The organism is Paenibacillus sp. ACRRX, from assembly GCF_022346885.1.
Classification (GTDB): domain Bacteria; phylum Bacillota; class Bacilli; order Paenibacillales; family Paenibacillaceae; genus Paenibacillus_B.
This window is the reverse complement of record NZ_JAKRNK010000003.1, coordinates 47,160-73,640: the sequence shown is the minus strand read 5'-3', so window position 1 is coordinate 73,640 and position 26,481 is coordinate 47,160. Positions and strand designations below refer to the sequence as shown.

At 46.9% G+C, this 26,481-nt stretch carries 19 protein-coding genes; 16 read left to right on the top strand and 3 right to left on the bottom strand.

What is annotated here, in order from left to right; translation table 11 throughout:
• Nucleotides 1-25 precede the first annotated feature (25 nt).
• The 5 genes from argB to argH all read left to right on the top strand — a co-directional run bounded on the left by argB (nucleotide 26) and on the right by argH (nucleotide 6,257).
• A complete protein-coding gene (gene argB, locus MH117_RS11115) occupies nucleotides 26-844 on the top strand; it encodes an acetylglutamate kinase (RefSeq protein ID WP_239328778.1) in 819 nt (272 codons plus the stop codon).
• Between the two features lie 115 nt (nucleotides 845-959).
• On the top strand, nucleotides 960-2,165 hold the full coding sequence (locus MH117_RS11110) for an acetylornithine transaminase (protein ID WP_239328777.1): 1,206 nt from the start codon (nucleotides 960-962) through the stop codon (nucleotides 2,163-2,165).
• A gap of 201 nt (nucleotides 2,166-2,366) precedes the next feature.
• Nucleotides 2,367-3,314: an ornithine carbamoyltransferase gene (argF, locus tag MH117_RS11105; RefSeq protein WP_239328776.1), complete on the top strand. Its 948-nt coding sequence runs from the start codon at nucleotides 2,367-2,369 to the stop codon at nucleotides 3,312-3,314.
• Nucleotides 3,315-3,398: 84 nt separating this feature from the next.
• Nucleotides 3,399-4,694 (top strand): argininosuccinate synthase, encoded by a 1,296-nt coding sequence (locus MH117_RS11100; protein ID WP_239328775.1) that lies wholly within the window; start codon nucleotides 3,399-3,401, stop codon nucleotides 4,692-4,694.
• Between the two features lie 150 nt (nucleotides 4,695-4,844).
• Nucleotides 4,845-6,257, top strand: a complete 1,413-nt coding sequence (argH, locus tag MH117_RS11095; RefSeq protein ID WP_239328774.1) for an argininosuccinate lyase — start codon at nucleotides 4,845-4,847, stop codon at nucleotides 6,255-6,257.
• 434 nt (nucleotides 6,258-6,691) lie between these two features.
• On the opposite strand, the gene MH117_RS11090 is transcribed toward argH, so the two are convergent.
• A complete protein-coding gene (locus MH117_RS11090) occupies nucleotides 6,692-8,119 on the bottom strand; it encodes a VanW family protein (RefSeq protein ID WP_239328773.1) in 1,428 nt (475 codons plus the stop codon).
• Nucleotides 8,120-8,584: 465 nt separating this feature from the next.
• Between MH117_RS11090 and ftsE the strand changes: the two genes are divergently transcribed.
• The 5 genes from ftsE to MH117_RS11065 all read left to right on the top strand — a co-directional run bounded on the left by ftsE (nucleotide 8,585) and on the right by MH117_RS11065 (nucleotide 14,440).
• Nucleotides 8,585-9,271: a cell division ATP-binding protein FtsE gene (gene ftsE, locus MH117_RS11085; RefSeq protein ID WP_028543981.1), complete on the top strand. Its 687-nt coding sequence runs from the start codon at nucleotides 8,585-8,587 to the stop codon at nucleotides 9,269-9,271.
• A complete protein-coding gene (gene ftsX / locus MH117_RS11080) occupies nucleotides 9,261-10,172 on the top strand; it encodes a permease-like cell division protein FtsX (protein ID WP_239328772.1) in 912 nt (303 codons plus the stop codon). Before ftsE ends, ftsX begins: the two co-directional genes overlap by 11 nt.
• Before the next feature lie 35 nt (nucleotides 10,173-10,207).
• Entirely contained in the window at nucleotides 10,208-11,491 is a 1,284-nt protein-coding gene (locus MH117_RS11075; RefSeq protein WP_239328771.1) for a murein hydrolase activator EnvC family protein, read from the top strand.
• Between the two features lie 113 nt (nucleotides 11,492-11,604).
• On the top strand, nucleotides 11,605-13,047 hold the full coding sequence (locus MH117_RS11070) for a S41 family peptidase (RefSeq protein ID WP_239328770.1): 1,443 nt from the start codon (nucleotides 11,605-11,607) through the stop codon (nucleotides 13,045-13,047).
• A gap of 97 nt (nucleotides 13,048-13,144) precedes the next feature.
• A complete protein-coding gene (locus tag MH117_RS11065; RefSeq protein ID WP_239328769.1) occupies nucleotides 13,145-14,440 on the top strand; it encodes a PDZ domain-containing protein in 1,296 nt (431 codons plus the stop codon).
• A gap of 320 nt (nucleotides 14,441-14,760) precedes the next feature.
• Here MH117_RS11065 and MH117_RS11060 read toward each other — a convergent pair whose 3' ends face one another.
• Together MH117_RS11060 and MH117_RS11055 are read right to left on the bottom strand one after the other, a co-directional pair.
• Entirely contained in the window at nucleotides 14,761-15,639 is an 879-nt protein-coding gene (locus tag MH117_RS11060) for a flagellar motor protein MotB (protein WP_239328768.1), read from the bottom strand.
• Nucleotides 15,623-16,435: a flagellar motor protein gene (locus MH117_RS11055; RefSeq protein WP_239328767.1), complete on the bottom strand. Its 813-nt coding sequence runs from the start codon at nucleotides 16,433-16,435 to the stop codon at nucleotides 15,623-15,625. Before MH117_RS11055 ends, MH117_RS11060 begins: the two co-directional genes overlap by 17 nt.
• A 464-nt stretch (nucleotides 16,436-16,899) precedes the next feature.
• Here MH117_RS11055 and uvrB point away from each other — a divergent pair, with 464 nt between their 5' ends.
• From uvrB to MH117_RS11025, 6 genes are all read left to right on the top strand, one after another.
• A complete protein-coding gene (gene uvrB, locus MH117_RS11050; protein WP_239329199.1) occupies nucleotides 16,900-18,897 on the top strand; it encodes an excinuclease ABC subunit UvrB in 1,998 nt (665 codons plus the stop codon).
• Between the two features lie 246 nt (nucleotides 18,898-19,143).
• Entirely contained in the window at nucleotides 19,144-22,011 is a 2,868-nt protein-coding gene (uvrA, locus tag MH117_RS11045) for an excinuclease ABC subunit UvrA (RefSeq protein ID WP_239328766.1), read from the top strand.
• 297 nt (nucleotides 22,012-22,308) lie between these two features.
• Nucleotides 22,309-23,082 (top strand): HAD family hydrolase, encoded by a 774-nt coding sequence (locus tag MH117_RS11040; protein ID WP_239328765.1) that lies wholly within the window; start codon nucleotides 22,309-22,311, stop codon nucleotides 23,080-23,082.
• Between the two features lie 664 nt (nucleotides 23,083-23,746).
• Nucleotides 23,747-23,953 (top strand): DUF2759 family protein, encoded by a 207-nt coding sequence (locus tag MH117_RS11035; protein WP_239328764.1) that lies wholly within the window; start codon nucleotides 23,747-23,749, stop codon nucleotides 23,951-23,953.
• A gap of 214 nt (nucleotides 23,954-24,167) precedes the next feature.
• Complete coding sequence (locus MH117_RS11030) at nucleotides 24,168-25,334, top strand: S1C family serine protease (protein WP_239328763.1); 1,167 nt, start codon at nucleotides 24,168-24,170, stop codon at nucleotides 25,332-25,334.
• A 63-nt stretch (nucleotides 25,335-25,397) separates the two neighbouring features.
• Nucleotides 25,398-26,393 carry a stalk domain-containing protein gene (locus tag MH117_RS11025; protein WP_239328762.1) on the top strand — a complete coding sequence of 332 codons (996 nt, stop codon included), beginning with the start codon at nucleotides 25,398-25,400 and terminating at the stop codon, nucleotides 26,391-26,393.
• Nucleotides 26,394-26,481 lie beyond the last annotated feature (88 nt).

The following is a 26,481-nucleotide window of genomic DNA, read 5'->3' as shown; positions in this document are numbered from 1 at the left end:
TCTGGAAGAGAAGGAGGAGATACGGATGAATGCAGCACGATTTGTTATGAAATGCGGTGGGAGTACGTTGGCTGACTTGCCGGATTCTTTCTATGAGCAGTTGCGGGATATACAGCTTGAAGGAACGGTGCCGATTATTGTACATGGCGGTGGGCCTGCAATCTCGGATACGCTGCAGAAGCTTGGTATCGAAACGGAGTTCGTCAACGGACTTCGCAAGACAAGTGAAGAAGTGCTGGACGTCGTTGAAATGGTACTCGCAGGCGGCATGAACAAACAGATTGTGCGTCGCCTTCACCGTGTCGGAGCCTCTGCCATCGGATTGTCTGGGACAGATGGGCAGCTAATTACGGCGCAACCAGTGGCTCAAGCTGATGAGATTGGATTTGTTGGGGATGTTGTTGGTATAGATGCAAGCTTAATCGAAGGTGTGCTCAACATGGGGTATATGCCTGTCATCGCTCCGATTGGCATAGATGGAGCGGGTCAGCGTTACAACATTAATGCAGATACGGCGGCAGGTGCAGTGGCTGCTCACCTGGGAGTAGAGCGTCTGCTAGTTATTACAGACGTACCCGGAATTATGAAGGTTGTAGATGGTGAGAAGGTTGTTCTGCCTGTTGTGTCAACAGAACAGATTGAAGCAATGATTACAGGCGGTGACATTTACGGTGGTATGATTCCAAAGGTACGAGCTGCAATGAAGTGCTTGGATGGTGGTGTATCGGAGGTTGTTATCGCACAAGGTTCTGAGCCGAATGTGTTGAAGCGGCTTGCAGCAGGTGAAGCGATCGGTACTCGTATTGTACGCGCAACCGTACATACGGCGAGTTCACGACGATGAGATTGAAGTGAATCCATTTTAAGAACTTATGTACTTGATGTGAGGCTTAAAGGAAGTAATGCCGCTAAGGGCAGCATGTAAAGCGATGATAGATGATGAATGGAGATGAATCATAATGTCAACTTCAATTAACTATACAGCAGCCGAAGAAAGTGCGCTGTTTCCGACGTATGCACGTTATCCGATCGCTTTGGTCAAGGGTGAGGGCAGCCGTTTATGGGATGACACTGGAAAATGTTATTTGGACTTTATGAGTGGCTTGGCCGTGACGAATCTAGGGCATGCACCAGCGCAAGTAAAGGCGAAGATCGTAGCACAACTGGATACGTTGTGGCATGTATCGAACCTGTTTCATATTCCTCAGCAGGAAGAGGCTGCGGCATTGCTGGTGAAGCACAGCTGTGCGGATGCTGTCTTTTTCTGCAACAGCGGCGCAGAGGCCAATGAAGCGGCGATTAAGCTAGCTCGTCGTTACCAACAAAATATAGCTGGCACGGGACGGTATGAGATTATCACGTTTCACCAATCGTTCCATGGTCGGACACTCGCAACCTTGACTGCAACGGGGCAGGATAAGGTCAAGGATGGATTTGCGCCATTACCTGAGGGCTTTAGCTATGTACCGCTGAATGATATTGAAGCACTTCGTGGTGCAATTAGCGATAAGACAGGGGCTATCATGTTGGAAATCGTCCAAGCGGAGGGCGGAATTAACTTGCTGCAGCCTGAATTTGCAGCGGAGGTTGAGGCGCTGTGCAAGGAGCAGGGTCTGCTGCTGATCATTGATGAAGTGCAGACAGGAATGGGGCGGACAGGGCGGATGTTCGCGCACGAGCATTATGGCCTGCAGCCTGATATTTTCACTTTGGCAAAAGGACTGGGAAGCGGCTTCCCAGTGGGGGCGATGCTTGCCAAGGGATATTTGCGAGAAGCTTTTGGACCAGGAAGCCATGCTTCAACCTTCGGTGGCACACCATTGTCGATGTCTGCTGTAATCGGAACGCTCGAAACACATATCAGCGAGCAAATAGCAGCTCGCGTGGCTGATACTGGAACGTATCTCATGGCACAGCTGCACGATAAGATCGGCTCTTTGCCAATTGTCAAAGAGATTCGTGGTATAGGACTGCTTATCGGTATTGAATGCCACATTCCTGTGCAAGGGATGCTGGCGGAGGCTCAGCAAGCAGGCTTGCTGTTTGTCTCTGCAGGACCTAACGTCATTCGTCTGCTGCCTAATCTGCTTGTAACCAAAGAAGAGATTGAGGAAGCGATAAGCATACTTCAGCCTATTTTACAGGCAGCATCGGTGACAGTGTAGTCGGATGTAATAATCATCCGGTTCCTGAACATCAAGACCTTGGCCATCTGAACTAATAACTTCTTAATACATGATTAACATGCGGTAGAGCCTTCATGGAATGGAACTGCTGCATGTTAATCGACGGATACGATATGAATCGTAATGGACGCGTCCATTGAGCAATAGAGCTAACATTCAAACACGGAGGTGGCGGTCTACATGACGAATACGCAATTAGATATGAGGGGGCGTGACTTTGTCGCGCTTGCAGATTATACGCAAGAGGAGTTATACGCGCTGATGCACTATGGTATAGAGTTGAAGCGCAAGCAGAAAGCAGGAGATCCAGAACAGGCATTAAGAGGGAAATCGCTAGCGATGATCTTTGAAAAGTCTTCGACCCGTACTCGTGTGTCTTTTGAAGTTGGGATGTTTCAATTAGGGGGCACTGCCTTATTTCTCAGCAAAAATGACATTCAAATCGGACGCGGAGAGACGATATACGATACGGCACAGACACTGTCGCGTTATGTCGATGGTATTATGATTCGTACCTTTGCTCACCGTACTGTCATTGACTTGGCACGAGCAGCGACTGTACCTGTCATTAATGGATTATCGGATCTTAATCATCCCTGCCAGGCGCTGGCTGACTATATGACGATTTACGAGAAAAAGGGCAAGTTGGAAGGGTTAAAGGTGGCTTATGTCGGTGACGGCAACAATATGGCGCATTCCCTTATTATGGGAGCTTCGAAGTTTGGTATAAATATTACGGTTGCCACACCTAACAATTATGCGCCAGATGCTGATGTAGTGAAACAAGCGCAAGAGCAGGGCAAACTGTATGGTTCAACAATCACCTTGACTAATGATCCTCGTGAAGCAGTGGCTGATGCTGATGTGGTGTATACAGATGTGTGGGCCAGCATGGGCTTTGAATCCGAGCAGCAGAAGCGTGAACTTGCGTTCCGTGACTTCCAGGTGGATGAGGAACTCGTGAAGTGGGCGAAGTCAGACTATTTGTTTATGCATTGTCTGCCTGCACACCGTGGCGAGGAAGTTAGTGAAGGTGTAATTGATGGAAACCGTTCCATTGTGTTTGATCAGGCGGAGAATCGTCTGCATGCACAGAAAGCTGTGCTGGCTTCCCTTATGCGTGACTAGACGATTAAAGAGGACATGACGACGTAATGTTACGTTGTGAGCGTTGTAAGTGATTGGAGAAGAGAGAAGCGGGGGGAGCCTATCATGGCAAAAGATAAGATTGTATTGGCTTATTCAGGCGGTTTGGATACGTCGGTGATTCTAAAATGGTTAAAGGAAACTTATGATGCCGAAATTATTGCGTTTACTGCTGACATTGGACAAAAAGATGAATTAGAAGGTTTGGAAGAGAAGGCGCTTGCTACTGGTGCTTCCAAAGTGTACATTGACGACTTGCGCGATGAATTTGCAAGCGACTTTATATATCCGATGTTTCAGGCGGGGGCTCTATACGAAGGACAATACTTGTTAGGTACGAGTATTGCGCGGCCATTGATCGCTAAGCGTATGGTCGAAATCGCCAAAGCGGAAGGTGCGATAGCGATCGCACATGGCGCGACAGGCAAAGGCAACGACCAAGTTCGCTTTGAGTTGACGGCGGCTTCTTTGGCACCAGAGATCAAGGTGATTGCGCCATGGCGATCTGAAGCGTTCCGTGAACAGTTTCCTGGACGTGCAGAGATGATTGCATATGCTGAGAAGCATGACATTCCGGTGCAGGCATCTGCTGCTAAGCCATACTCGATGGACCGCAACTTGCTCCATATCAGCTTTGAGAGCGGCGTGCTGGAGGACCCTTGGTTTGACCCAAGCGCGGATGAGAACAAGGGGATGTTTGTACTGAGCGTAGCTCCGGAAGACGCGCCTGATGCAGCGGAGTATGTGGAACTGACATTTGAACAGGGAAACTGCGTAGCCATTAATGGTGAAACGTTAAGCCCACTGCAGGTCATGGAGCAATTAAATGCCATCGGGGGCAAACACGGGATTGGACGTGTGGATATGGTGGAGAATCGCTTCGTAGGCATGAAGAGCCGCGGTGTATATGAGACACCAGGCGGAACGATTCTGTTTACGGCGCATCGTAAAATGGAGTCATTAACGATGGATCGTGAGGTCATGCATCTGCGCGATTCGTTAATTTCCAAGTATAGTTCCATCGTCTACAACGGCTTTTGGTTTGCGCCGGAGCGGCTGGCGATCCAAGCACTCGTGCAAGAGAGTCAGAAGTATGTCTCGGGGACTGTGCGTTTGAAGCTTTATAAAGGCAATGTAATAGGTGCGGGCGTCCAAAGCGCGGTTAGTTTGTATAACCCTGACATCGCTACAATGGAAGCTGACCCGTCTCAAGCCTATGATCAGAATGACGCGACAGGGTTTATCCATCTGAATGCATTGCGTCTCAAAGTTGCTTCTGGAGTGCACGGCATAAGTGTGCATGGTGTGGAATTAAAGCTTGATCAGAAGGCGACGGCAGTTGAAGCGTCAATGTCCAAGTAAGCTGCAGGGCAGGGGGGAAGTATAGAAATTAAGACTTTCTCCTTGCTGTATCAGTTGGAACCGGGAATAGTGTTGATTCTATATTCCAGCACTGGCTCGTTACAGAAGTAGAAAACGTATACCTGTGGAAAGCGGTTAGGGGGAAGTTATTTGAGCAAACTATGGGGCGGACGGTTTACAAAACAGACAGATGAACTAGTGGAGCAGTATACCGCATCGATTTCATTTGATCAGCAATTGGCGGAAGAAGATATTCAAGGCAGTCTAGCACACGTCACAATGCTTGGCCGTTGTGGTATTGTCCCACAAGAAGATGTAGAGCAGATTCAGCAAGGCTTGGCACAAGTGTTGGAATTGATCCGCAGCAAAGAGATGGTGTACTCCGTTTCGGATGAAGATATTCATATGAATATTGAGAAGAAACTCATTGAGTTAATTGGTCCTGTTGGCGGTAAGCTGCATACGGGGCGCAGCCGCAACGATCAGGTGGCGACAGATATGCATCTCTATTTGCGCAAGCATGTCGTTATTTTTGTTGAACTATTGTCGAAGCTGCAGATCGCACTGATGGAGCAGGCGAAGGCCAATTACGATACGATTGTACCCGGATATACACATTTACAGCGTGCGCAGCCAATCTTATTTGCCCACCACCTGATGGCGTATGTATCGATGTTTGAACGTGATATTGAACGCTTGCAAGACAGCTATAAGCGTATCAATACGCTTCCACTAGGAGCTGGGGCATTGGCTGGCACTACGTTTCCGATTGACCGTCATGATGTGGCTGAGCAACTCGGCTTTGAACGTGTGTACGAGAACAGCTTGGATGCTGTGAGTGATCGTGACTTTATCGTCGAGTTTCTATCGAATGCCTCGATGGTAATGATGCACTTGTCTCGCCTATGTGAAGAGTTGGTACTATGGTCCAGTACAGAATTCCAATTTGTCGAACTGGACGATGCATTCTGTACAGGTTCGAGTATTATGCCGCAGAAAAAGAACCCTGATGTCGCTGAGTTAGTTCGCGGTAAGACTGGTCGGGTATATGGCAATCTCGTAGGAATGCTGACCGTACTGAAGTCGCTGCCGCTTGCTTATAACAAGGATATGCAAGAAGACAAAGAAGGGATGCTGGACACCGTCTCCACCTTGGATGGTGCCTTGCGCTTGTTTGCTCCGATGATTGCCACGATGAAGGTGAACCGTGATCGGATGCGGCAAGCGGTTCGGCAGGATTTCTCAAACGCTACCGATATCGCTGATTTCTTGGTGAACAAGGGTCTGCCTTTCAGGCAGGCACATGAAGTAATCGGGAAGACAGTACTGTACTGTATTCAGAAAAATGTGTACCTGCTTGATCTATCATTGGAGGAGTTTAAGCAGTTCTCGCCATTGTTTGATGAGACGATTTATGAAGTCCTTCAACCGGAGCAGGTTGTGAATGCCCGTAATGTGTACGGAGGAACGGCTACCGTACAGGTACAGGCGGCAGTCGGACGTGCAAGCGAGGCGCTCAAAAAAACCGAATCGTGGCTTGTTGAGCACGAAAACAGGTTTTAACTTGTAATGATCGCTAAAAGGAAATTATGGCGTAAAGTGATCCTAATTAAACGTTTGAAGTGATAGCAAGAAGCATGGGGCAGATGGTAAAGGTATTTTCAGTTCACCTTACATTTATGTGCCTCATTTAGAAGGGAATGCGTTTAAGCAGCGCGTGATCCTGCTAAGAAGTAAATGAATTGGCTTCAGCCGCGCGTTAATAGGGTCCTGTGAGGCCTCACGCGTGTGCGCTGATGCAGCGATAGGGGCTGTTCCTGAGAGGTGTCACTACACCTGCATGGAACAGCCCCTTTTCATATGGGAATTGATGTGATGCCAATCATTACTCATGTTGATGCCTGATCATACGGCAGTTTTACCAGGGGATAGAAAGAGTGATCATCTGTCATGGGTGAAAGAGCAGTAGTAATAAAAGTGAAAATGGATCTATTCATTTATCTGAAGTTTGGCCCATTAACACCGTCCTCCACGATTGGTTTCTGTTCGTTTGGTGCTTGGTGAAGACCATTTTCACCAGAGTTGATCGCGATAAGCGTAGGCTGTGCGCGGTACGTATCTATTGCCATACGCTCGCGAGATACTTCTTTGCCGTTAAGCATTTTAATCCGATAGGATTCAACGGTGTATCCCTTCTTGCCTCGCTGCAGCGTTTCTTGTGTCCCAACTGGGAGATCGCTGTTTTTGACATACTTCACAGTAGGTTCCAATACTTTAACTGTTTTTGTCTCCATTTTGTACGTAATGCTGCCATCCATCGTGCCAAACAATTTGACTGTCATTTTGTCGTGTTCCGTCGAAGTACGAATGAGCAGATTTTTTTCAGTAGTATTTTTAAATTTGAAATTAATATAACCTTGCGAGAAGGTTGCATCCAGACCCAAAGGCAGATAAGCGACTGGCATCGAGTGATTGCGCCGCTCCACGATGTCAAGACCGGTACGCAGTACAGCGTTATAGAGTGTGCTCGACACTTGACAGATTCCACCGCCTATTCCAGGAACGAGTTTGCCATTCAAAATGACGGGGGCTTCTTTGAATCCATACAAGCGCTCCGTTTTGGCGATTACTTTATCGTAGTCGAATACCTCTCCTGGCTTTAGGATCATATCATCAATAGTTTTGGCGGCAGCATTTACATTATGAATTCGACCTGCATCACCAGGTCGAAGAAAGGTAGATACTTCGATAATTTTACGCTCGATGCCTTCATTTTGAAGCGTCTCTAAAGTAATCGGCGCACTTGCCTGCACCAGCGGGACCTCAATCGTCAGGCGCTGATCCAGGCTCCAATCCGAAGGGATAGCCACACGAATAAGCTGCTCCATCTGCATTCGGTCAAGCCGGTATACTTTTTTGTCGGGCGTATACGTCACTTGGTCGGCAGCTGTAATCTCACGCCGAGCATTAACAGGCTTGCCGAAAGTCTGGGTTTCCCAAGCAGAATTAAATCGCTGTTTCCATACGTTATTATTCCAAGTAAATCCGAGTGCCCACGTTTCTTTAAAAGTACGTCGGGCTTGGAAACGTTCCCATAAGCTTCCTGTGAAGAGTTTGTCTAGGGCTAGCAGCAGCGGTTTGGAATCATAGCGAACACCAAGGTCTTTTAATGTAGTCTGCACGGGGTTAAGGTTGGCCCCTTTAAATATAAATTGAACTGGAGTCTGCTCTAATTTTTTAATTTTATTTAGTAGTTCAGTTTCAAATGACTGCCGCTCCATACCGCCAATCAGCCAGCTTGACAAGTGTACTCTGGGAGGTAGAGCGGTAGTATTCACATAATGGTTTGCCCAACCCCATACTGCTCCTGTAGCAATTAGCAGGAGCAGTATGCCCCCTAACAACCAACTTAACCACTTCTTCACACGACAGCCTCCTGTCTACTGACACCATGATCCCTTGACCCCCTGTGGGACATGCCTTATCGACACCATGACCTGCACATTGCATGGGTGCGCCTTTTCTTAATGCAAAATGGTCATAGCTTCAGCCATATAAGGATTGTTATGTGAACATGTATATGCAGGAGAAGTCTAAATCTTTACCTCTTTCAAGGCAGCGAACAGGGACTAAATACAGAAGCAGGATAAGGTTTAAACCTCGACATTTCACAAGTGAATATCTTTATTTTTGCAATAAACCCGTCTATCCAAGTCGAAATACAAAGGACTACAATGGAAGCTTACAGTAGGCGACATTTTCCCGGGAAATAATGTTTCCTTGCAGCTGGAAAAGTAAAAAGATGTTGAAAATCGAAATTAATTAAAGGAATTGAGGTAGCTATGTCGAATATATATAAGCTGATTTTATACACGTAGGAAGTGATTCGCTTGATCGAAATGCAAGACGTATGGAAGACGTATACGGACGGATCGCATGCACTGCGCGGCGTCTCGGTTCGTATCGAGAAGGATGAGTTTGTATATTTGGTGGGACCGTCGGGTGCGGGTAAATCAACATTTATGAAATTGATTTATAGAGAAGAAGTGCCGACCAAAGGACAGATATCGGTAAATGGCTTTAACATCGGCAAGTTAAAGCACCGGAAAATTCCTTTTGTTCGCCGCAATATTGGGGTCATATTTCAAGACTTTAGATTATTGCCTAAGATGACCGTTTATGAAAATGTCGCATTTGCGATGGAAGTTATTGAAGCACCCAAGAAAGTCATCAAGCGCCGAGTACCTGAAGTGCTGGAGCTTGTAGGTTTGAAGCATAAGGTGAACAGCCTGCCGGCACAGTTGTCGGGGGGCGAACAGCAGCGCATTGCGATTGCACGTGCTATCGTCAACAATCCGTCAGTTATAGTAGCAGATGAACCGACAGGCAATCTGGACCCCGAGACATCATGGGGGATTATGAAGCTGCTCGAAGAGATTAATTATCGAGGCACTACGATTGTGATGGCAACACACAACAAAGACATCGTGAATACCATTCGCAGACGAGTGATTGCGATCGAGCATGGCCATATAGTTCGCGATGTAGTACGGGGGGATTACGGTTATGACAATTAACACAGTCACCCGTCACATACGCGAGGGCGGAAAGAGTATTTTTCGAAATGGGTGGATGTCGATTGCCTCGATAAGCTCCATTGTCATTTCGTTGTTTATTTTAGGTGTGTTTATTTTACTGTCTTTTAACTTGAATACGTTAACGAAGCAGATTGACAGCCAAGTGCAGATTCGGGTGTTTCTTCAATTAAATACGACTAAAGAACAGATGGAATTGCTGCAAACAGACATTGGGAATATGTCGGAGGTCAGCAAGGTGACACCGATATCCAAAGCTGAGGGGATGAAGCTGCTCCAGGAAAGTCTTGGTGAGGACGGCAAAGAATTGTTGAAAGGTTATACCGAGAAGACCAATCCTTTGCCGGATTCCATGACTGTAGATGTGTATAATCCGGACACAGTGCCGATGGTAGCCAAGAAGATTCAGGCGCTGAATGATACGAACAGCGAGAAGCCGATCTGGCAGGTAAAGTACGGCAAAGGTACGGTTGAGAAACTGTTTAAGATTACAGAGACGATTCGTAATGTAGGCTTAATCTTAGTTGCTGGACTGACTGTCACGGCTATGTTCCTCATATCCAATACGATAAAAGTGACCATTATGGCCCGTCAACGCGAAATCGGCATCATGAAGCTGGTAGGGGCAACGAATTCCTTCATCCGCTGGCCCTTCTTTATTGAGGGGATGTTGATTGGATTGCTGGGATCGCTTATTACGCTTGCCGTTTTATTTGTTGGTTATCACCAGCTTATATTAGCTTCGCAGAGCGGCATGCAATTTATCCAACTGATTCCATTGCAAGAACTGTGGTTACTGCTGACTGGGTTGTTGGTTGTACTTGGTGTATTAATAGGAGTATGGGGCAGCACTCTTTCTATTCGTAAATTTTTGAAAGTCTAATCCATCTACAGATCGATTCGATTGGAGGACCCGTCTTGAAAAAGAAATGGTTGTTGCTCGTATTGAGCTGTATGCTGTTGTTCACTATGGTGTCCCCGTCAACGGGGCAAGCTTCGGAAATGAGCAAAGTAAACAAAGAATTAAGAGCGCTGCAGCAGCAGATGAAAACTGCCGAGAACAAGCAGCAGCAGGCTGAAGATACACGTGCTGAAGCGGAATCGGGCAAGAAGAAGACGCAGTCTGATATGCAAGTGATTGTGAAGCAGATCGATAAGAAGGCTAATGAGTTGGCTTCTGTATCTACACAGATCGATGAGTCGGAGACCAATCTGGAGGAGAATGCGAAGCAGCTTGAAGATGCAAACCTTCGGATTGCTGATCGTGAGAAGCTGCTCGATGCTCGTGTGCAGCTGATGTATACGAACGGTAATGTCTCTTACCTTGACGTATTGTTCAGCTCGACTAGCTTTATGGACTTCTTGGACCGACTCAGCTCCTTGGAGCAGATCGCTAACCAGGATAAGCAAATACTGGCGGAGCATAAGCGGGACAAGCAGCTTGTGCTGGAAAAGAAAAAAGAGATTGAGGACGAGCTTAAGCGCGTCCGACTTCTATATGCTAAGCTGGAGCAGACCAAGTTGGAGCTAATGAAGCAAGAACGTGAGAAGGAAGTTATGATTGCAAGCTTCGATCAACAAATTGAGGAATCCCATGGCTTAAGTGAAGAACAGGACCGCTTGCTGGTCGAATTTGCGATGAAGCGTTCTGAATTGATGTCCAAGAAGAAGAAGATAGCGGATCAGGAAGAAGCTGAACGAAGAGCGAGAGAAGAAGCGGCCAGAAGAGAGCGGGAGCAATCCGGTTCCAACTCTGGAAGTGATTCAGGCTCGAGCTCCGGATCTAATGGTGCTTATTCTGGCGGCAAACTGGGTGTTCCGCTTCGTGCAGAATATTATATTTCATCTCCATTTGGCTCAAGGGTAGATCCAATTACGGGCAGCCGCGGGGCGTTCCATAGTGGTTTAGATATGGCTACACCGGGTGGAACAAACATTTATGCTGCGGATGACGGCGTCGTCATTTTAGCAGAATGGTGGAGCGGTTATGGCTATTGTGTCATTATTGACCATGGCAATGGCTTATGGACTCTCTATGGTCATATTCGTCAAGGCGGTATTAAGGTCGATAAAGGGCAGGATGTCAAACGTGGCGAGAAGATCGCAGAGGTTGGCGCAACAGGACGCGCGACGGGTAACCACTTGCATTTTGAGGTCCGTTTGAATGGAGAGAAAGTAGATCCAGCACCGTATTTGAAATAAAAATAGATATGTTGGCATATAATAGTGAGTGTTCAAACACATGCTCTCATGTGAACAATGACTGATAGAGTAGTTTGGCATCAGCATGCGGACGAGATAAGGGCGGTGATCTTATGAATTTTAAAGGACGTACAGTTGCAGTCATGGTTGGGACTGCAATTGTAGTTAGCAGTCTGCTCACCATGACAGCAAAGGATCTGCCGATATTCGCCAGCAGTGGACAGGCTAGCGCAGGCAGCGGGGGACTATCGACAAAAGAAGTTCAGAAGCTGAGCTCGGTGCTGCAGGTCATTGAAAGCAAATACTTCAAAGAAGTAGACCGTAACAAGCTGGTCAATGGTGCTGTGGAAGGGATGTTTACTGCTTTAGGAGACCCTTATTCCACTTACATGCAGAAGCAGGAAGCAGATAGCTTTAATGTTAGCGTTGAGGGCGGGTTCACAGGTATTGGGGCCGAGGTGTCGATGGAAGAAGGCAATGTCACGATTGTGTCCCCTATTAAAGATACGCCTGCTGAACGAGCGGGGCTGAAGCCCAAAGATGTGCTGATTTCGGTTGATGGGACTAATCTGACTGGCTTAACGTTAAATCAGGCGGTCGAGAAGATTCGTGGACCTCGGGGCAGCACGGTCAAGATTGAAGTTAAACGACCAGGCTCACCCGATACGATGACGTTTAATATCGTTCGAGACAAGGTAGATTTAGAAACGGTATATCCTTCAATGCTGGAAGGCAAAGTGGGATACATCGAGATCCGTCAGTTCTCAACGAATACACACGAGCATTTCGTAAAAGCGCTGGATGATTTGGAAGCGAAGGGCATGAAGGGCTTAGTTATCGATGTGCGCAACAATCCAGGCGGCGTGCTCGATATCGTGGAAAAGATGACACAGCCGTTTATCCAGAAAGGCAAGCCTTTGCTGCAAGTGGAATACCGCAATAAGGAACGGGAAGTGCACAAGTCGGAGGGAACGGCTAAGCCGAAAACGTACCCGATTGCGATTCTGACGAATAAGGGCAGTGCAAGTGCTTCCGAGATTATGGCTAGTGCATTGCAGGAGTCTGCAGGCGTTAAGATAGTGGGCGAGCATACTTTTGGTAAAGGTACTGTGCAGACAAGTTACACGACAAGCGGCGATGAAGGCAGTCTGATCAAGATTACGATTGCCAAATGGCTGACTCCTAAAGGTAACTGGATTCACCAAAAGGGAATTGAACCAGACGTTCCTGTGAAGCAGCCGGATTACTTTAATGCTGCGCCAGTTGTTAAAGACAAGACGTTAAAGCTGGATATGAACTCCTCCGACGTACAAAACGTACAGGTTATACTCGGTGGACTAGGCTATAAGCTGGATCGTAAAGATGGTTATTTCTCAGCCAGTACGGAGACAGCGTTGAAGGCTTTCCAGAAGCAGCATACGTTGACAGCTAACGGTCAAGTTGACAAACAAACAGCTGAGAAGCTGGAACTAGAAATTATAAAAGCGATGCGCGAACCTAAAAATGACGCTCAATTAAAAGCAGCGATTCAAACCGTGCAGAAGGAAATTCGCTAACGATTGTCGAATAGTAAGAAGGTCGCAAGCTACTCGCTTCGGCCTTCTTCTTTTTTGGGCTTGATTTTAGAACGATACGCGGAAAGGAGCGAATAATGTGGACATTGCCCTTGAATTCGGCTATCGTGTTGCGTGGGCCTTATTACAATTGCTGCTGTCGCCATTCTATTGGCTGTCAGTCGTATTTATTGCTATACATTATCGTAGACAAATGCTGCTCGAAAGACGATTATTCTCAGTGAAGATGCATAGCTGGATTGAGCAGACCTGGCGTGCTTGGCTGGGGGGGATGCTCGCAGGTTTATGCGTTTCTGCAGCCTCCATCGGACTTGGTATTACCATTCCGCAGTCGATTGTGTTCTTATTATGGGGTATCAGCATCGTGCTGTTGTTGTTCCGTGTGAGGATGCTGTGTCTTGCTTATGCAGCGGGCGTAGCAGCACTTGGTCAGACGGTACTGCGCTTCATGCCAGACTGGAATCCGGAAGGCTGGATGGGAACGCTAACAGCAGACCTGCGCGGGATGAATGCAGCAGGATTGTTGGTACTTGTTGCGCTGCTGCATGCTGCCGAGGCTTGGCTTGTGCGCAAACAGGCGCCCACGTTTGCGAGTCCTTTATTTATGGAAAGCAAGCGTGGTCGAATTGTGGGGGCCTATCAGATGCAGACGCTTTGGCCAATTCCGTTATTCTTGTTGTTTCCAGCGGTTACAGCAGGCGAACAGCTTCCATGGACACCGCTATTAAGCGGAGACATTTGGCAGCAGGGCTGGATGTTGATGGCTTTTCCCGTGATGATTGGTTTCTCGGAGCTAACGTATACTTATCTACCACAAGAGAAAGCAGCTGTAACATCATCCCGTTTGTTTATGTACGCTGTTGCGTTGTTGGCCGTGTCACTTTTAGCCAATTGGTGGACACCGCTAATAGCCGTGGCTGGTCTCATTGCAATCGGTATGCATGAATGGCTGATTTGGCAAAGCAAGTTTGAAGAATCAGGTAGAAGTCCTATTCTTACGCATGATCGGAACGGGCTGCGAGTTCAAGCCGTTCTGCCTGGCAGTCCGGCTGAGGAACTAGGCATTCGCGTAGGTGAACTGATTTCTAAAGTGAATGGTATTCCCGTGCGGACAAAGGAAGAGCTCCATCAAGCACTACGATCCAGCGCGGCTTTTTGCAAGCTTGAGGTATATAACAACAGCGGTGATCTGAAATTTGTGCAGCGTGCGGTGTATGCAGGAGAACATCATCAGTTGGGTGTACTGCTTGCCCCGGATGACGATGTGAATTATGTCGCGGTTACAAAGCCAGCTTCATTATTGCATTTGTTGTCAGCGCCTTGGAAGAGATCTGGGTATGCAGGTATCACGAAAGACAAGGAATCATCCGCATAATACGAACGCTCATTTCTGTGGAGAAGTGAGCGTTTTCTTATTTTATAAGGTAGAATCGGTCATTTTATTGTGAATTGGGGATAACTTATTCGAAAAACATCGAATCTGTCAACAAGTTGTTAACAAACTGTGGGTAAGATAGTACAAAACGTGAATAACTTTTAATTAGATGTGTACAATTTGTTTATAAAATGTGGCGCTTCTTCTACCTATACGTCATCAGCTGGGATGCTTCATCAGCGTCAAGATTGGGTTAGATATAGCAACAGGGCCGTTCTTATAAGAAGTGACTTATAAGAACGGCCTTGTTAAGGTTTGAACTATGTGGATGGCTGTACGACGTTTCGTAGAATAATGATTTCGACACGTCGGTTTTTCTGACGCCCGGTGTCTGAATCGTTGGAAGCCACAGGACGTGTATCCCCATAACCTGAGATTTGGAACTGAGCACTGTCCAGATTCTTCTCATCTACGAAGAATCGTAGGACCGAAAGAGCGCGTTCGGCAGATAATGCCCAGTTGTCCTTAAAACGACCGCCCGAGGCCATTTTCAGGTTGTCTGTATGTCCTTCAATACTAATTGTTGTATTCAGCTTGCTGAATAGACTGGCTAGCTTGTCCAACGTTGGTGTCGCCAAGCTTGTCAGCTCCGCTCTACCCAGTGAGAACAATAAACGGTCACTTAGTCTTATTTCGATACCTTTAGGTGTATCCGTGACGCTGAGGGCGTCGTGCAGCTTATTGTCCTCAATATATTGTTGGATAACGGACATCGTCTGCTGCAGCATCTCCTCCTGCTTACGGAATGCAAGATCCTTTTCCGTAATTTGACCAATCATCACAGCTTGCTTGTTTGGATCAGCATCTTGAGCCGCATTAGCTTGCATTTTGTTCATCTTGGCGTTGATCTGGTCACCAGTTGCTCCATCTTTCTTGGTGTTAATAGCTCCTGTCTGGCCAGGCTTGGTATAGGCACCGTCAAGAATGCCTGATCCTTTTGGCAGCTGCCCGTCACCGCTGCGGAACGTAGTCTGCAACGTCTCGGATAATGACTCATATTTGACTAAGTCCACTTGACTCATCGCATACATGACTACAAAAAATATTAATAATAAAGTGATAAGATCCGAATAGGTAATCAGCCAGCGTTCGTGATTCTCAGCTGACTGACCCCGCCGGGTTCTACTTTTGCGTCTCATATGTCATCCCCCGCTTCATCTCAGGCACACGCTGCAACGGTTGTATGGCATCTTCGCCTTGCATAAAGGAGCTGAGCTTTTTACGGATAATTTGCGGGTTCTCTCCGGCTTGTACGGCAAGTACGCCAAACTGAAGCATTTCCATCTCGCGTATCATCTGCTCGCTTCGGGTCTTGATCTTCGATGCAATCGGCAAATATATTACGTTAGCTGTCGCAACACCATATAAAGTGGCCGTAAATGCAACCGCTATGGAAGGTCCGAGCATGGTGGGATCATTTAGATTACTCAGCACGTGAATAAGACCCATAACGGTTCCGATAATCCCCATTGTAGGCGCGTAGCCGCCAGCGGCTTCAAATATTTTAGCGTAACCATCATGTTTGTGCTCAACAGCATCCATATCGATATCAAGGATCTGTTTAATGAGCTCCGGGTCAGTTCCATCTACAACCATCATCATACCGTCGCGAAGGAAGGGATTCTTGTGCTTCTGTACCATATCTTCAAGGGCCAATACGCCATCGCGGCGTGCTTGTGTGCCCATAGCAACGATATCGTCAATAAGGCGTGGCATTTGGGTAGGTGTCTGACGGAATGCCAACTTCAAGGCTTGCGGAATGCTGCGTAGACGATTGCCGGGGAAGCTGACAACAACAGCTGCAAATGTTCCTCCGAATACGATCAGGGCCGCAGTTGCCTCCCATAATCCGCTGAGATTGCCTCCTTCTAAAAGGAATCCGCCGATCAAAGCGACGAGTCCCGCTATAATGCCAATTAAAGTTGTCTTATCCATGCTATAATCCATCCTCCTGATGCAGTTCCCATTTGCAACCAATCGAAGTTAAGAGTATAATAAACGGGAACAAACATTCTTATTTTATGTTGTATACGGACGTGCATTGAACGCTTATGCGGTTAGCCTTGAGGAATCAAGGTATGATACATTTATCGGGTGTTTTGATCATAAAGTTTAGCGTTTTTACTTATTGCCGGGCATTTGCTACTGAAGGCCTACCTATGTATGAATGGTTGCGGTTCAAGGCTTGTCGTACTGGGAGTTCGGGTATTTCTTTATGCCTACACTTATACTTTTATACTGGTTCTCCGATGAAGAATGAACATACAGACTTTAACGTGGAGAGCTTCACATTAATATTACTTGTGTCACAAGAATGAAGAGACATGTCTATGAATAGGGCAGTCTGGGGTAATGCTGTAATAAGGAACATTGATGAAGGGTGCGGTGATGAGATTAACATGGCAGATATTCAAGTGTCCTCGAAGCGTTTCGAGCTTGTGTCTGAGTTTGAACCGCAAGGCGATCAGCCGAAAGCGATCGACAAGCTGGTAGAAGGGCTGCACGCAGGCAAGCGATATCAGACATTGCTTGGTGCGACAGGAACAGGGAAGACTTTTACGGTAGCGCAGACTATAGCTGCAGTGAACCGTCCAACGTTGGTTATTGCACACAATAAGACGCTGGCAGCGCAATTATGCAGTGAATTCAAGGAATTCTTCCCGAATAATGCGGTAGAGTATTTTGTTAGTTATTATGATTATTACCAGCCTGAAGCCTACATCCCTTCATCGGATACGTTTATCGAGAAGGATTCAAGCATTAATGACGAGATTGATAAGCTGCGCCACTCTGCCACATCAGCTTTGTTCGAACGGCGGGATGTTATTATTGTAGCAAGTGTCTCATGTATTTATGGCCTGGGATCACCGATTGAGTACGGGAATCTGGTATTGTCACTGCGTACTGGAATGGAGCGCTCGCGTAATGACATCCTGGCAAGATTAGTAGACATTCAATATCAGCGGAATGACTTGAACTTTATTCGTGGTACATTTCGGGTGCGTGGAGATGTCGTTGAGATCTTCCCGGCTTCCAAGAGTGAGCACGCGGTGCGCGTAGAGTTGTTTGGCGACGAGATCGAGCGAATTACCGAAATAGATGTGCTGACAGGTGAGATTATCGCTGAACGTGATCATATTGCGATTTTCCCTGCCTCTCACTTCGTGACGGCTGAAGAGACGATGAAGCGGGCGCTTGTTGACATTGAGCGTGAACTGGAGGAGCGTCTTGCCGAGCTTCGGGAAGCCAACAAGCTGCTGGAAGCTCAAAGGCTGGAGCAGCGTACGCGATATGATATCGAGATGATGCAGGAAGTAGGGTTCTGCTCGGGGATTGAGAACTACTCCGGTCCGTTGACGTTCCGTGAGCGCGGAGCTACACCTTATACGCTGCTTGATTATTTCCCGGAAGATTTCCTTGTGGTGGTAGATGAGTCTCACGTCTCTCTTCCCCAGATACGCGGTATGTTTAACGGTGACAGGGCCCGCAAGACGGTGCTCGTGGAGCACGGCTTCCGTCTCCCATCAGCGTTGGATAACCGACCGCTGCAGTTTGATGAGTTTGAGCAGAAGGTGGGCCAGGCCCTCTTTATCTCGGCTACGCCAGGCCCGTTTGAGTTAGAGCACTGCCCGCAGATGATCGAGCAGATTATTCGTCCAACGGGACTGCTTGATCCTATCATTGAAGTACGTCCTACTAAGGGACAAATTGATGATCTGATCAGCGAGATTCGGATACGGCTGGATAAGGACGAACGTGTACTTGTTACGACGCTGACAAAGAAGATGTCGGAGGATTTGACGGACTATTTGAAAGAGATTGGCATCAAGGTGCGCTATCTGCATTCGGATATTAAGACACTGGAGCGGATGATGCTGCTGCGGGATCTTCGTCTTGGTGTGTATCATGTATTGATTGGTATTAACCTTCTGCGGGAAGGACTTGATCTTCCCGAAGTTTCGCTGGTTACGATACTGGATGCTGACAAAGAAGGCTTCTTGCGTGCAGAGCGCTCATTAATCCAGACGATTGGTCGTGCGGCGAGGAATGCGGAAGGTCGCGTTATTATGTATGGTGACAAGATTACCGATTCCATGGGCAAAGCGATCAAGGAGACTGCACGACGCCGGGAGATTCAGATTGCTTACAATGAAGCACATGGTATAACACCGCAGACAATACGGAAGAAGATACGTGATGTTATTGAAGCTACTAAGTCAGCAGAGTCGAAGTCGGAGTTCTCTGCGGATAAAGGCATAGATAAGATGTCGAAGAAAGATCGCCAATCGTTAATTCAACGCTTGGAGAAGGAAATGAAAGATGCCGCGAAGAACATGCAGTTCGAGCGTGCTGCTGAACTGCGTGACGCTCTGCTTGAACTGCGGGCGATGGATTAATTGAAACAGAACACGTCATAAAGGGTCGTTTGTGATGCGTTTGTATCTTTGACCACTCCTTATAAGTATGCTGTGAAAGTATATTACGGCCGAGGCAATCATCCAGGCTCCGGTACGGGATACGGCTGAGGGAAATGGTGGGGCGAGATCGTTCCGATTGTTTCTATGATAAGTGCCTCAATTCGTAATGATTAAATAAATGCTAATGAAGTGGTTCGAGTGGACCTAGAGCGGGAGGATAAAGCGGTGGCAAGTGATTCAATCGTAATCAAAGGGGCTCGTGCCCACAATTTAAAAAATATCGATGTAACGATTCCGCGTGACAAATTTGTGGTTTTAACAGGGTTAAGTGGCTCCGGTAAATCATCCCTGGCTTTTGACACGATCTATGCGGAAGGACAGCGTCGTTATGTTGAGTCGCTGTCTGCTTATGCGAGGCAGTTTCTAGGGCAGATGGAGAAGCCGGACGTTGATTCTATAGATGGCTTATCGCCTGCGATCTCTATTGACCAGAAGACGACAAGCCGCAATCCGAGGTCCACAGTAGGGACAGTCACGGAGATTTACGATTATTTACGTTTGTTATTTGCGCGAATCGGTCACCCACATTGTCCTGAGCATGGTATAGCGATTACGTCGCAGACGGTAGAGCAGATGGTGGACCGTATTATGGAATACCCGGAACGTACCAAGCTGCAACTGCTTGCCCCTATTATATCTGGTCGTAAAGGGGAGCATAAGACAGTATTTGCCGATATTCAGAAGCAAGGCTTTGTACGGGTACGCGTAGACGGAGAACTGAGAGAAGTAGCCGACCCTATTGAGTTGGAGAAGAATAAGAAACACAACATTGAGGTCGTGGTGGACCGTATTGTCGTGAAAGAAGACGTTCAAGCCCGGCTTGCGGATTCAATTGAGACTGCGTTGAACCTTTCTGGAGGCAAACTGATTGTCGATATTATTGATCAGGAAGAGCTTGTGTTCAGTTCAAATTTGGCTTGTCCGACTTGCGGATTTAGTATCGATGAACTGGCACCACGAATGTTCTCATTTAATAGTCCGTTTGGAGCCTGCCCGGAATGTGACGGACTCGGCTTGAAGATGATTGTGGATTCGGAGCTGTTAGTGCCGGACGGCAGCAAGTCTATTGATGATGGCGCGTTTGAGGCATGGGCAGGCAGTACGTCGAATTATTATCCTCAATTTCTGCAAGCCGTGTGTGAGCACTACAGCATTCCAACGGATTTACCGGTGTCTCAGCTGGAGCCAGAACATATGACAAAGCTGCTGCATGGTACCGGTAATGAGAAGATCCGCTTCCTATACGAGAATGACTTTGGCCATAAGAAGGAAGCGCAGGTCACGTTTGAAGGGATTATTCACAATCTGGAACGCCGTTATCGTGAGACAGCCTCTGAGGGAATTCGCGAGTTCATTGAAGGGTTTATGAGCGCGAAGCCATGTGGCTCTTGCAAAGGTCATCGCCTACGGAAAGAGAGCTTGGCCGTTACGATAGGTGAACAGAACATGGCATACGTGACGTCGTTATCTATTGGTGAAGCGCAGCGTTTCTTTGAATTGTTAAAGCTTTCTGCGAAGGAAATGCTAATCGCAAATCTCATTTTGAAGGAAATTAATGCACGTTTAGGATTCTTGGTTAATGTTGGTTTGGAGTATCTAACACTGAATCGTGCCGCAGGTACCTTGTCTGGTGGAGAAGCACAGCGAATTCGCTTAGCTACACAGATCGGTTCAAGTCTGATGGGTGTCCTTTATATATTGGACGAGCCGAGTATCGGCCTGCACCAACGCGATAATGATCGTCTGATTCAGACGCTGGAGCATATGCGTAATCTGGGCAATACATTGATTGTGGTAGAGCATGATGAAGACACGATGCTGGCCGCGGACTACATTATTGATATTGGGCCGGGAGCGGGCATGCATGGTGGCACGGTGATTGCACAAGGAACGCCGCAAGAGGTAATGGCAAGCGAGCATTCGTTAACAGGCCAATATTTAAGCGGGCGTAAGTTTATTCCTGTACCGCTGAATCGACGTAAGTCAGATGGCCGCTGGTTGGAGATTCGCGGTGCCAAGGAGAATAATCTGCGCAGCGTAAACGTTAAGATTCCACTGGGGATGTTTACGGCTGTAACGGGAGTATCCGGTTCGGGCAAATCGACTCTTATTAATGAAATCCTGTATAAGACACTTGCGCGTGACTTGAATAAAGCTAAGGTGCGCCCAGGTGAACACAAAGAGATTCGCGGCTTGGAGCTTATTGACAAAGTTATTGATATCGATCAATCGCCAATCGGTCGTACGCCTCGTTCTAACCCTGCCACGTATACGGGTGTATTTGATGATATTCGCGATTTGTTCTCTACTACGAATGAAGCGAAGATTCGCGGCTACAAAAAGGGACGGTTCAGCTTCAACGTTAAGGGTGGGCGCTGTGAGGCTTGTCGTGGTGATGGGATTATTAAGATTGAGATGCACTTCCTTCCGGATGTGTATGTACCGTGTGAGATATGCAAAGGCAAGCGCTACAACCGCGAGACATTGGAAGTGAAATATAAAGGCAAGAATATTTCTGATGTTCTGGATATGACGATTGAAGTTGCAGTTGACTTCTTCCAGAACGTACCGCGTATTCACCGTAAGATTCAGACGCTTATGGATGTAGGCTTGGGGTATATGAAGCTAGGGCAGCCGGCAACCACTTTGTCGGGTGGTGAGGCACAACGCGTCAAGCTTGCTGCTGAACTCTACCGCCGCAGTACTGGGCGGACTTTATACATTTTGGACGAGCCTACAACAGGCCTGCACGTTGCCGATATTGATCGGCTGCTTGAGGTGCTGCATCGTCTCGTTGATTCTGGTGAGAGTGTGCTTGTAATCGAACATAATTTGGACGTAATTAAGACTGCTGACCATGTCATTGATCTCGGTCCGGAAGGCGGCAGCGGCGGTGGTATGATCGTTGGGCAAGGATCTCCTGAAGAGGTTGTAGAGGTAGATGCTTCGTATACAGGACGCTACCTGAAGCCTATTCTAGCACGTGATCGCCTGCGCACCGAACAGGCGCAAGAGTTGGCTGCACATACGTAAATGGTTAAGATGGCAGCTCAGTTTACAGGGTATTGCTTATCGAAAGGAGTCCTGCGGGGCTCCTTTCTTAGTATAAAAGTAGTGGATGTTGATCCTAGGAAGTGAGGTGCAGTATCAGCTCAGCTTGGTACAAGTTCATGCTGCATTTTATCAAAATGCATGTATAAAGGTTGGTTTTCAAACACAAAGAGGATAAAAGTTCTATTGTCTGTTGGCAGGAACCGACAGGCGGATGTAGAACTCGTAATGAAGCTGTAAATGTACTGTGGCTTAAAACGGACAAAGGATGGTTACGGCATGGTAGAGATAATCGTCGGCGAGAAGCGTGCGCAAGTGCGTGGTATCTTATTCGACAAGGATGGGACGCTGCTGCAGTTTATTAGTTTGTGGGGAAGCTGGGCAGAGACAGTGTTGGATGGATTGGAACGTGAGCTTCGTCTAGAAGGAGCAGAGCTCCCAGAAGGTCCTGGGTATTTGCTTGGCGTATTCTTAAATGAAAAACGTCAAGTAACGGCGCATGACCGCTTTGGCCCGCTTGCGATGGGTTCCCCGTCGCAGATGATCGGAATTGCTGCTTATTATTTGTATCGAACAGGCGTGCCTTGGAATGAAGCGACTCGCCGCGTGACAGCAGTGGTGGAGCATGCAAATGAGGAAATCCTGAAAAAGGCCGATATTCGTCCTGTAGAAGGGGTTGTCTCATTCCTTGAGCGCTGCAAAGCACTCGGTCTGCGTCTTGCGGTTGTGACGGCGGATGACAAGCGACCATCTGAACAGCATTTGACGAAAATGGGGATTCGCCACTTCTTTGATGCTGTGGTGGGTGATGATTGCGTGGAGCATGGCAAGCCTTTTCCGGATATGGTGGAGCTTGCGTGTCGTGAGATTGGGCTAGAGCCTAATGAGGTCGCTGTAATTGGAGACTCAGTCGGAGATATGGAAATGGGGCAGAGTGCGGGCGCTGTGCTGCAAATTTTTATCGATGAGGAACTGCGTTTTGAGGAGCCGCCTGCGTGTACAGATGCTATGATACGTTCCTTTCATGATATTGAATTGCAAGCGCGAACGTAACTAGACGCAGATGACAATGATATTGGGCACCTGCATTTATTCATGCTGCCATAACGATGACGATAGATGTAAGCACTATTGTAGAATAATGAAAGCTGTGCTGGTCAAGCGATGAATTCATGTACGAGGAAAAACAATCATGAGGCATAGAGTTTGAGTAAGTAGGTTTCATATACAACAGTCCTGAGTGCTCTGCAAAGGAGATCAGGGCTGTTTGTTGTTATTTGCCAAAGATGAAGGCGTTCACTATTAAAGTTGCTGCACTTGTCAGCCTTTATTTATCCGAAATGTCTCATAAGACCTCCTTATATCACCTCAGCCTAGTCTATATAGAATGCTGATGAAGCAGCATGAGGATGGTTTCACCGAAGTCAACGTGACCTTGCTTTCTAATGAGAACTAATATTTATTGATTTTAAATGTGTACCCCTGTGTCTACAAGTGAACGGCGTATGTACCGCTTATGAAGCGAAAACAGCCATAAAAAAGACGTGATGAAATCATATCAGTGAAATTAATCATGAAAATATAGAATGCAATGGTATAAACGTGAAGAAAAGGTGACAATCTTGTTAAATATGAACAATTTATCTTGCAAGTCGAGCTGGGTAAATATAACATAGATGAAGATACGTATATCGCAAGATTAGAGGGAGGTCGCACCATGTTATTAGCTGAGGCGGCGGCAGCGGCAAAAGAGAGCGCTTTCGATTATTTTGATATTTTCATGCTCGTGCTTACATTGATTTTGCTATGGGCTGTTATTCGTCAAGTGAAGCAGCGTCCCAGAAATATGTTTGCCCTAGGGTTCGCCGTTGTGAGCTTCTTGGTGTTTGTAGCTGCTGACTTTATTATGATTAGCGGCTGGTAATGCATAAGGTACGGTTAGAGACTCTTAGGTAATCGCATATCTATACATATCCTATCTGAAATGAAACAGGCGTAAAGGCTCCTTGATTACGATATCAAGGGGTCTTTTTTTGGTCTGAATGCCGTCTTGGAGGTATTACGGGACAGAAGCTAGAATGATTAAAGATGCGAATAGAAATAAATTGGAATTCGCTTCTTAAGGGAGAGGGAGAAAAATGGAGAAATCAAACAAGGACATAGCAACTGGGAAATGTGCAAGTGGAACACGGAGAGGACAAGTGTTGATTTGCATGATGGCCGTCATACTTGGGATGACGATGGCACAGCCATTTACTGCGTCAGCTGAATACGTATCACTGCCAGCAATACAGGCTAATGGCAAGACTTACATAGAAGCAGGTGCACTTGCAGATGTTTTGGGTGGAAAGGGTCAATACGATGCTAAGAGCAAACAGTACCAGTTATCTTTAAGTACGGTACCTAGTGTTGTTAAAAAAGTAAGCCCGTCTGTTGTGGCCATTATAGGACAAGACGAAGAGGCGTTGGAGGAAGTGGAAGACCCGCGTGATGCGCTGTCTCACGGCACAGGTGTGGTTGTCCGTGCAGATGGCTGGATCGTGACTAATGCTCACGTGGTGCGTCATTTGAAGAAGGCGATGGTGATCACATCAGACGGAATGTCCCATGCCGTAACCAAAGTGATATGGGATGAGGATGTGGATCTGGCGTTAGTCCATATCAATAAAACAGGACTAAAGCCTGCGACATTTATGCCTGAAACTGGGAAAATTGAAGCTGGACAAGGGGTTGTGGCTATTGGAACTCCAGTGTCTTTTGTCCTTCAGAATTCGGTGTCAGTAGGTGTCATTAGCGGTATAAATCGTGTTGTGGATAATAACTTCAAGCTGCTGCAGACCGATACGGCTATTAACCCAGGTAACAGCGGAGGACCGCTTCTGAACATGCGGGGAGAAGTAGTAGGCATCAACACGTTAAAATATTACGGCGAGGATATTGATAATTTAGGCTTTGCTATACCGGCGGATACGGTGAAATGGACAATTGACCACATGCTGAAGTATGGGAAGCTGAAGCGGGCTGCGATTGGCGTACAGATGGATGAGAACTGGGCGGCAGCGTATGGTCTTCCCACTGAACAGTCATTGAGGATTGACGCCGTCATCAGTGCGAATGCCAAAAAGGCAGGTATCCAGGAAGGTGACATCCTGTTGGCGGTCAATGGCAAACACGTACGCACGCTAGCAGATATTAATGAGGCATTAAAAGGGCTGCTGCCAGGCAAGCAAACCAAGCTAGTTCTGCTTAATGGCGGTAAGAAAAGAACTGTGCAGGTTACGCTTGGGGAGTATTATAAGTCGTAGGTTATGTTTTCCTATTTAATGGTATGAACGATAGGCGATAGATCATTAGGAGGAGCACAGACAGTGGTCAGTCAGAAGAATTGGGTATGGTACGGGTTGAGGACATTAGGGATGCTGATGTTTTGTTTTGCAGGGATTATATTGTCAACCGAAGCTACTTACGCACAATCTATGGACAGGGTTATCTCGAGTAATATGGTTAAGGAAATTCGATTTAGGATTGGAAGTAACCTAGCTGTAGTGAATGGGATAACGACAAAGATTGAACAGCCGTACGAGACCAACGGAATTTCAATGTTTCCTGCGGGAGTTCTGATAAAAGCATTTGGTATCCATGGCTATTGGGAAATACCCAAAGAGGCTTTTGTAATAATGGCAGGCCAACGAGAGCTAACTGTCTCTCTGGACAGTTCTTACGCTATGATCAACCGTAAGCAGGTTACGTTGAAAGTGCGGCCAAGGATAAGAGGCAACACTCTAATGCTCCCACTTAGGGATGTGGCGGAAGGCTTGGGAGCTGTTATCAGACCAAACAAAGATCGTTCCGTATCCCTATTGTGGAACCCTGATGAAGCCAATGTGGATATGGCCCGTTCAGGATGTCCTTCTTGCGGATGGTCAGTGCATCTTCCAGACAATTGGTATTATCGGGAGGATGCAGAGCACAAAGGAAACATTCAATTTTTAACAAATGACGGCACTTCATACTTTGCATTATACATGAGCAGTACGGCGAGCACCTCTAGAACAGGAGATGATATGATGTCTTCGTTGAAAGAGTGGGTGGAGCCACATGAGGATATCAAGGACAAAAAAGTGGGGCAGATTCATGGTTATACGTTTGCTGAGCTAAAGACCATTGTTCATGTTTCTCAAGAGAAGAAAACGCTAGAGACTTCTTATATGAGGCGCTACGAGAAGGATGGAAAAGCTTACGTATTACTTGCCACGGAAGGTAGTTTTGAAGAATATGAGGAGATATGGAATACGTTTGTGCCAACATTCCAGACTTCTGCCGTTCCAATTGGAATGAAGCCGATTCAGATGGGAAAAGAATAGTTAAGATTAACCCTAGCGGACACACATCCTAAGCTTAACAAGCAGAAGACTGTATTTTTACGATACGAGTATATGAATTATAAGTTCT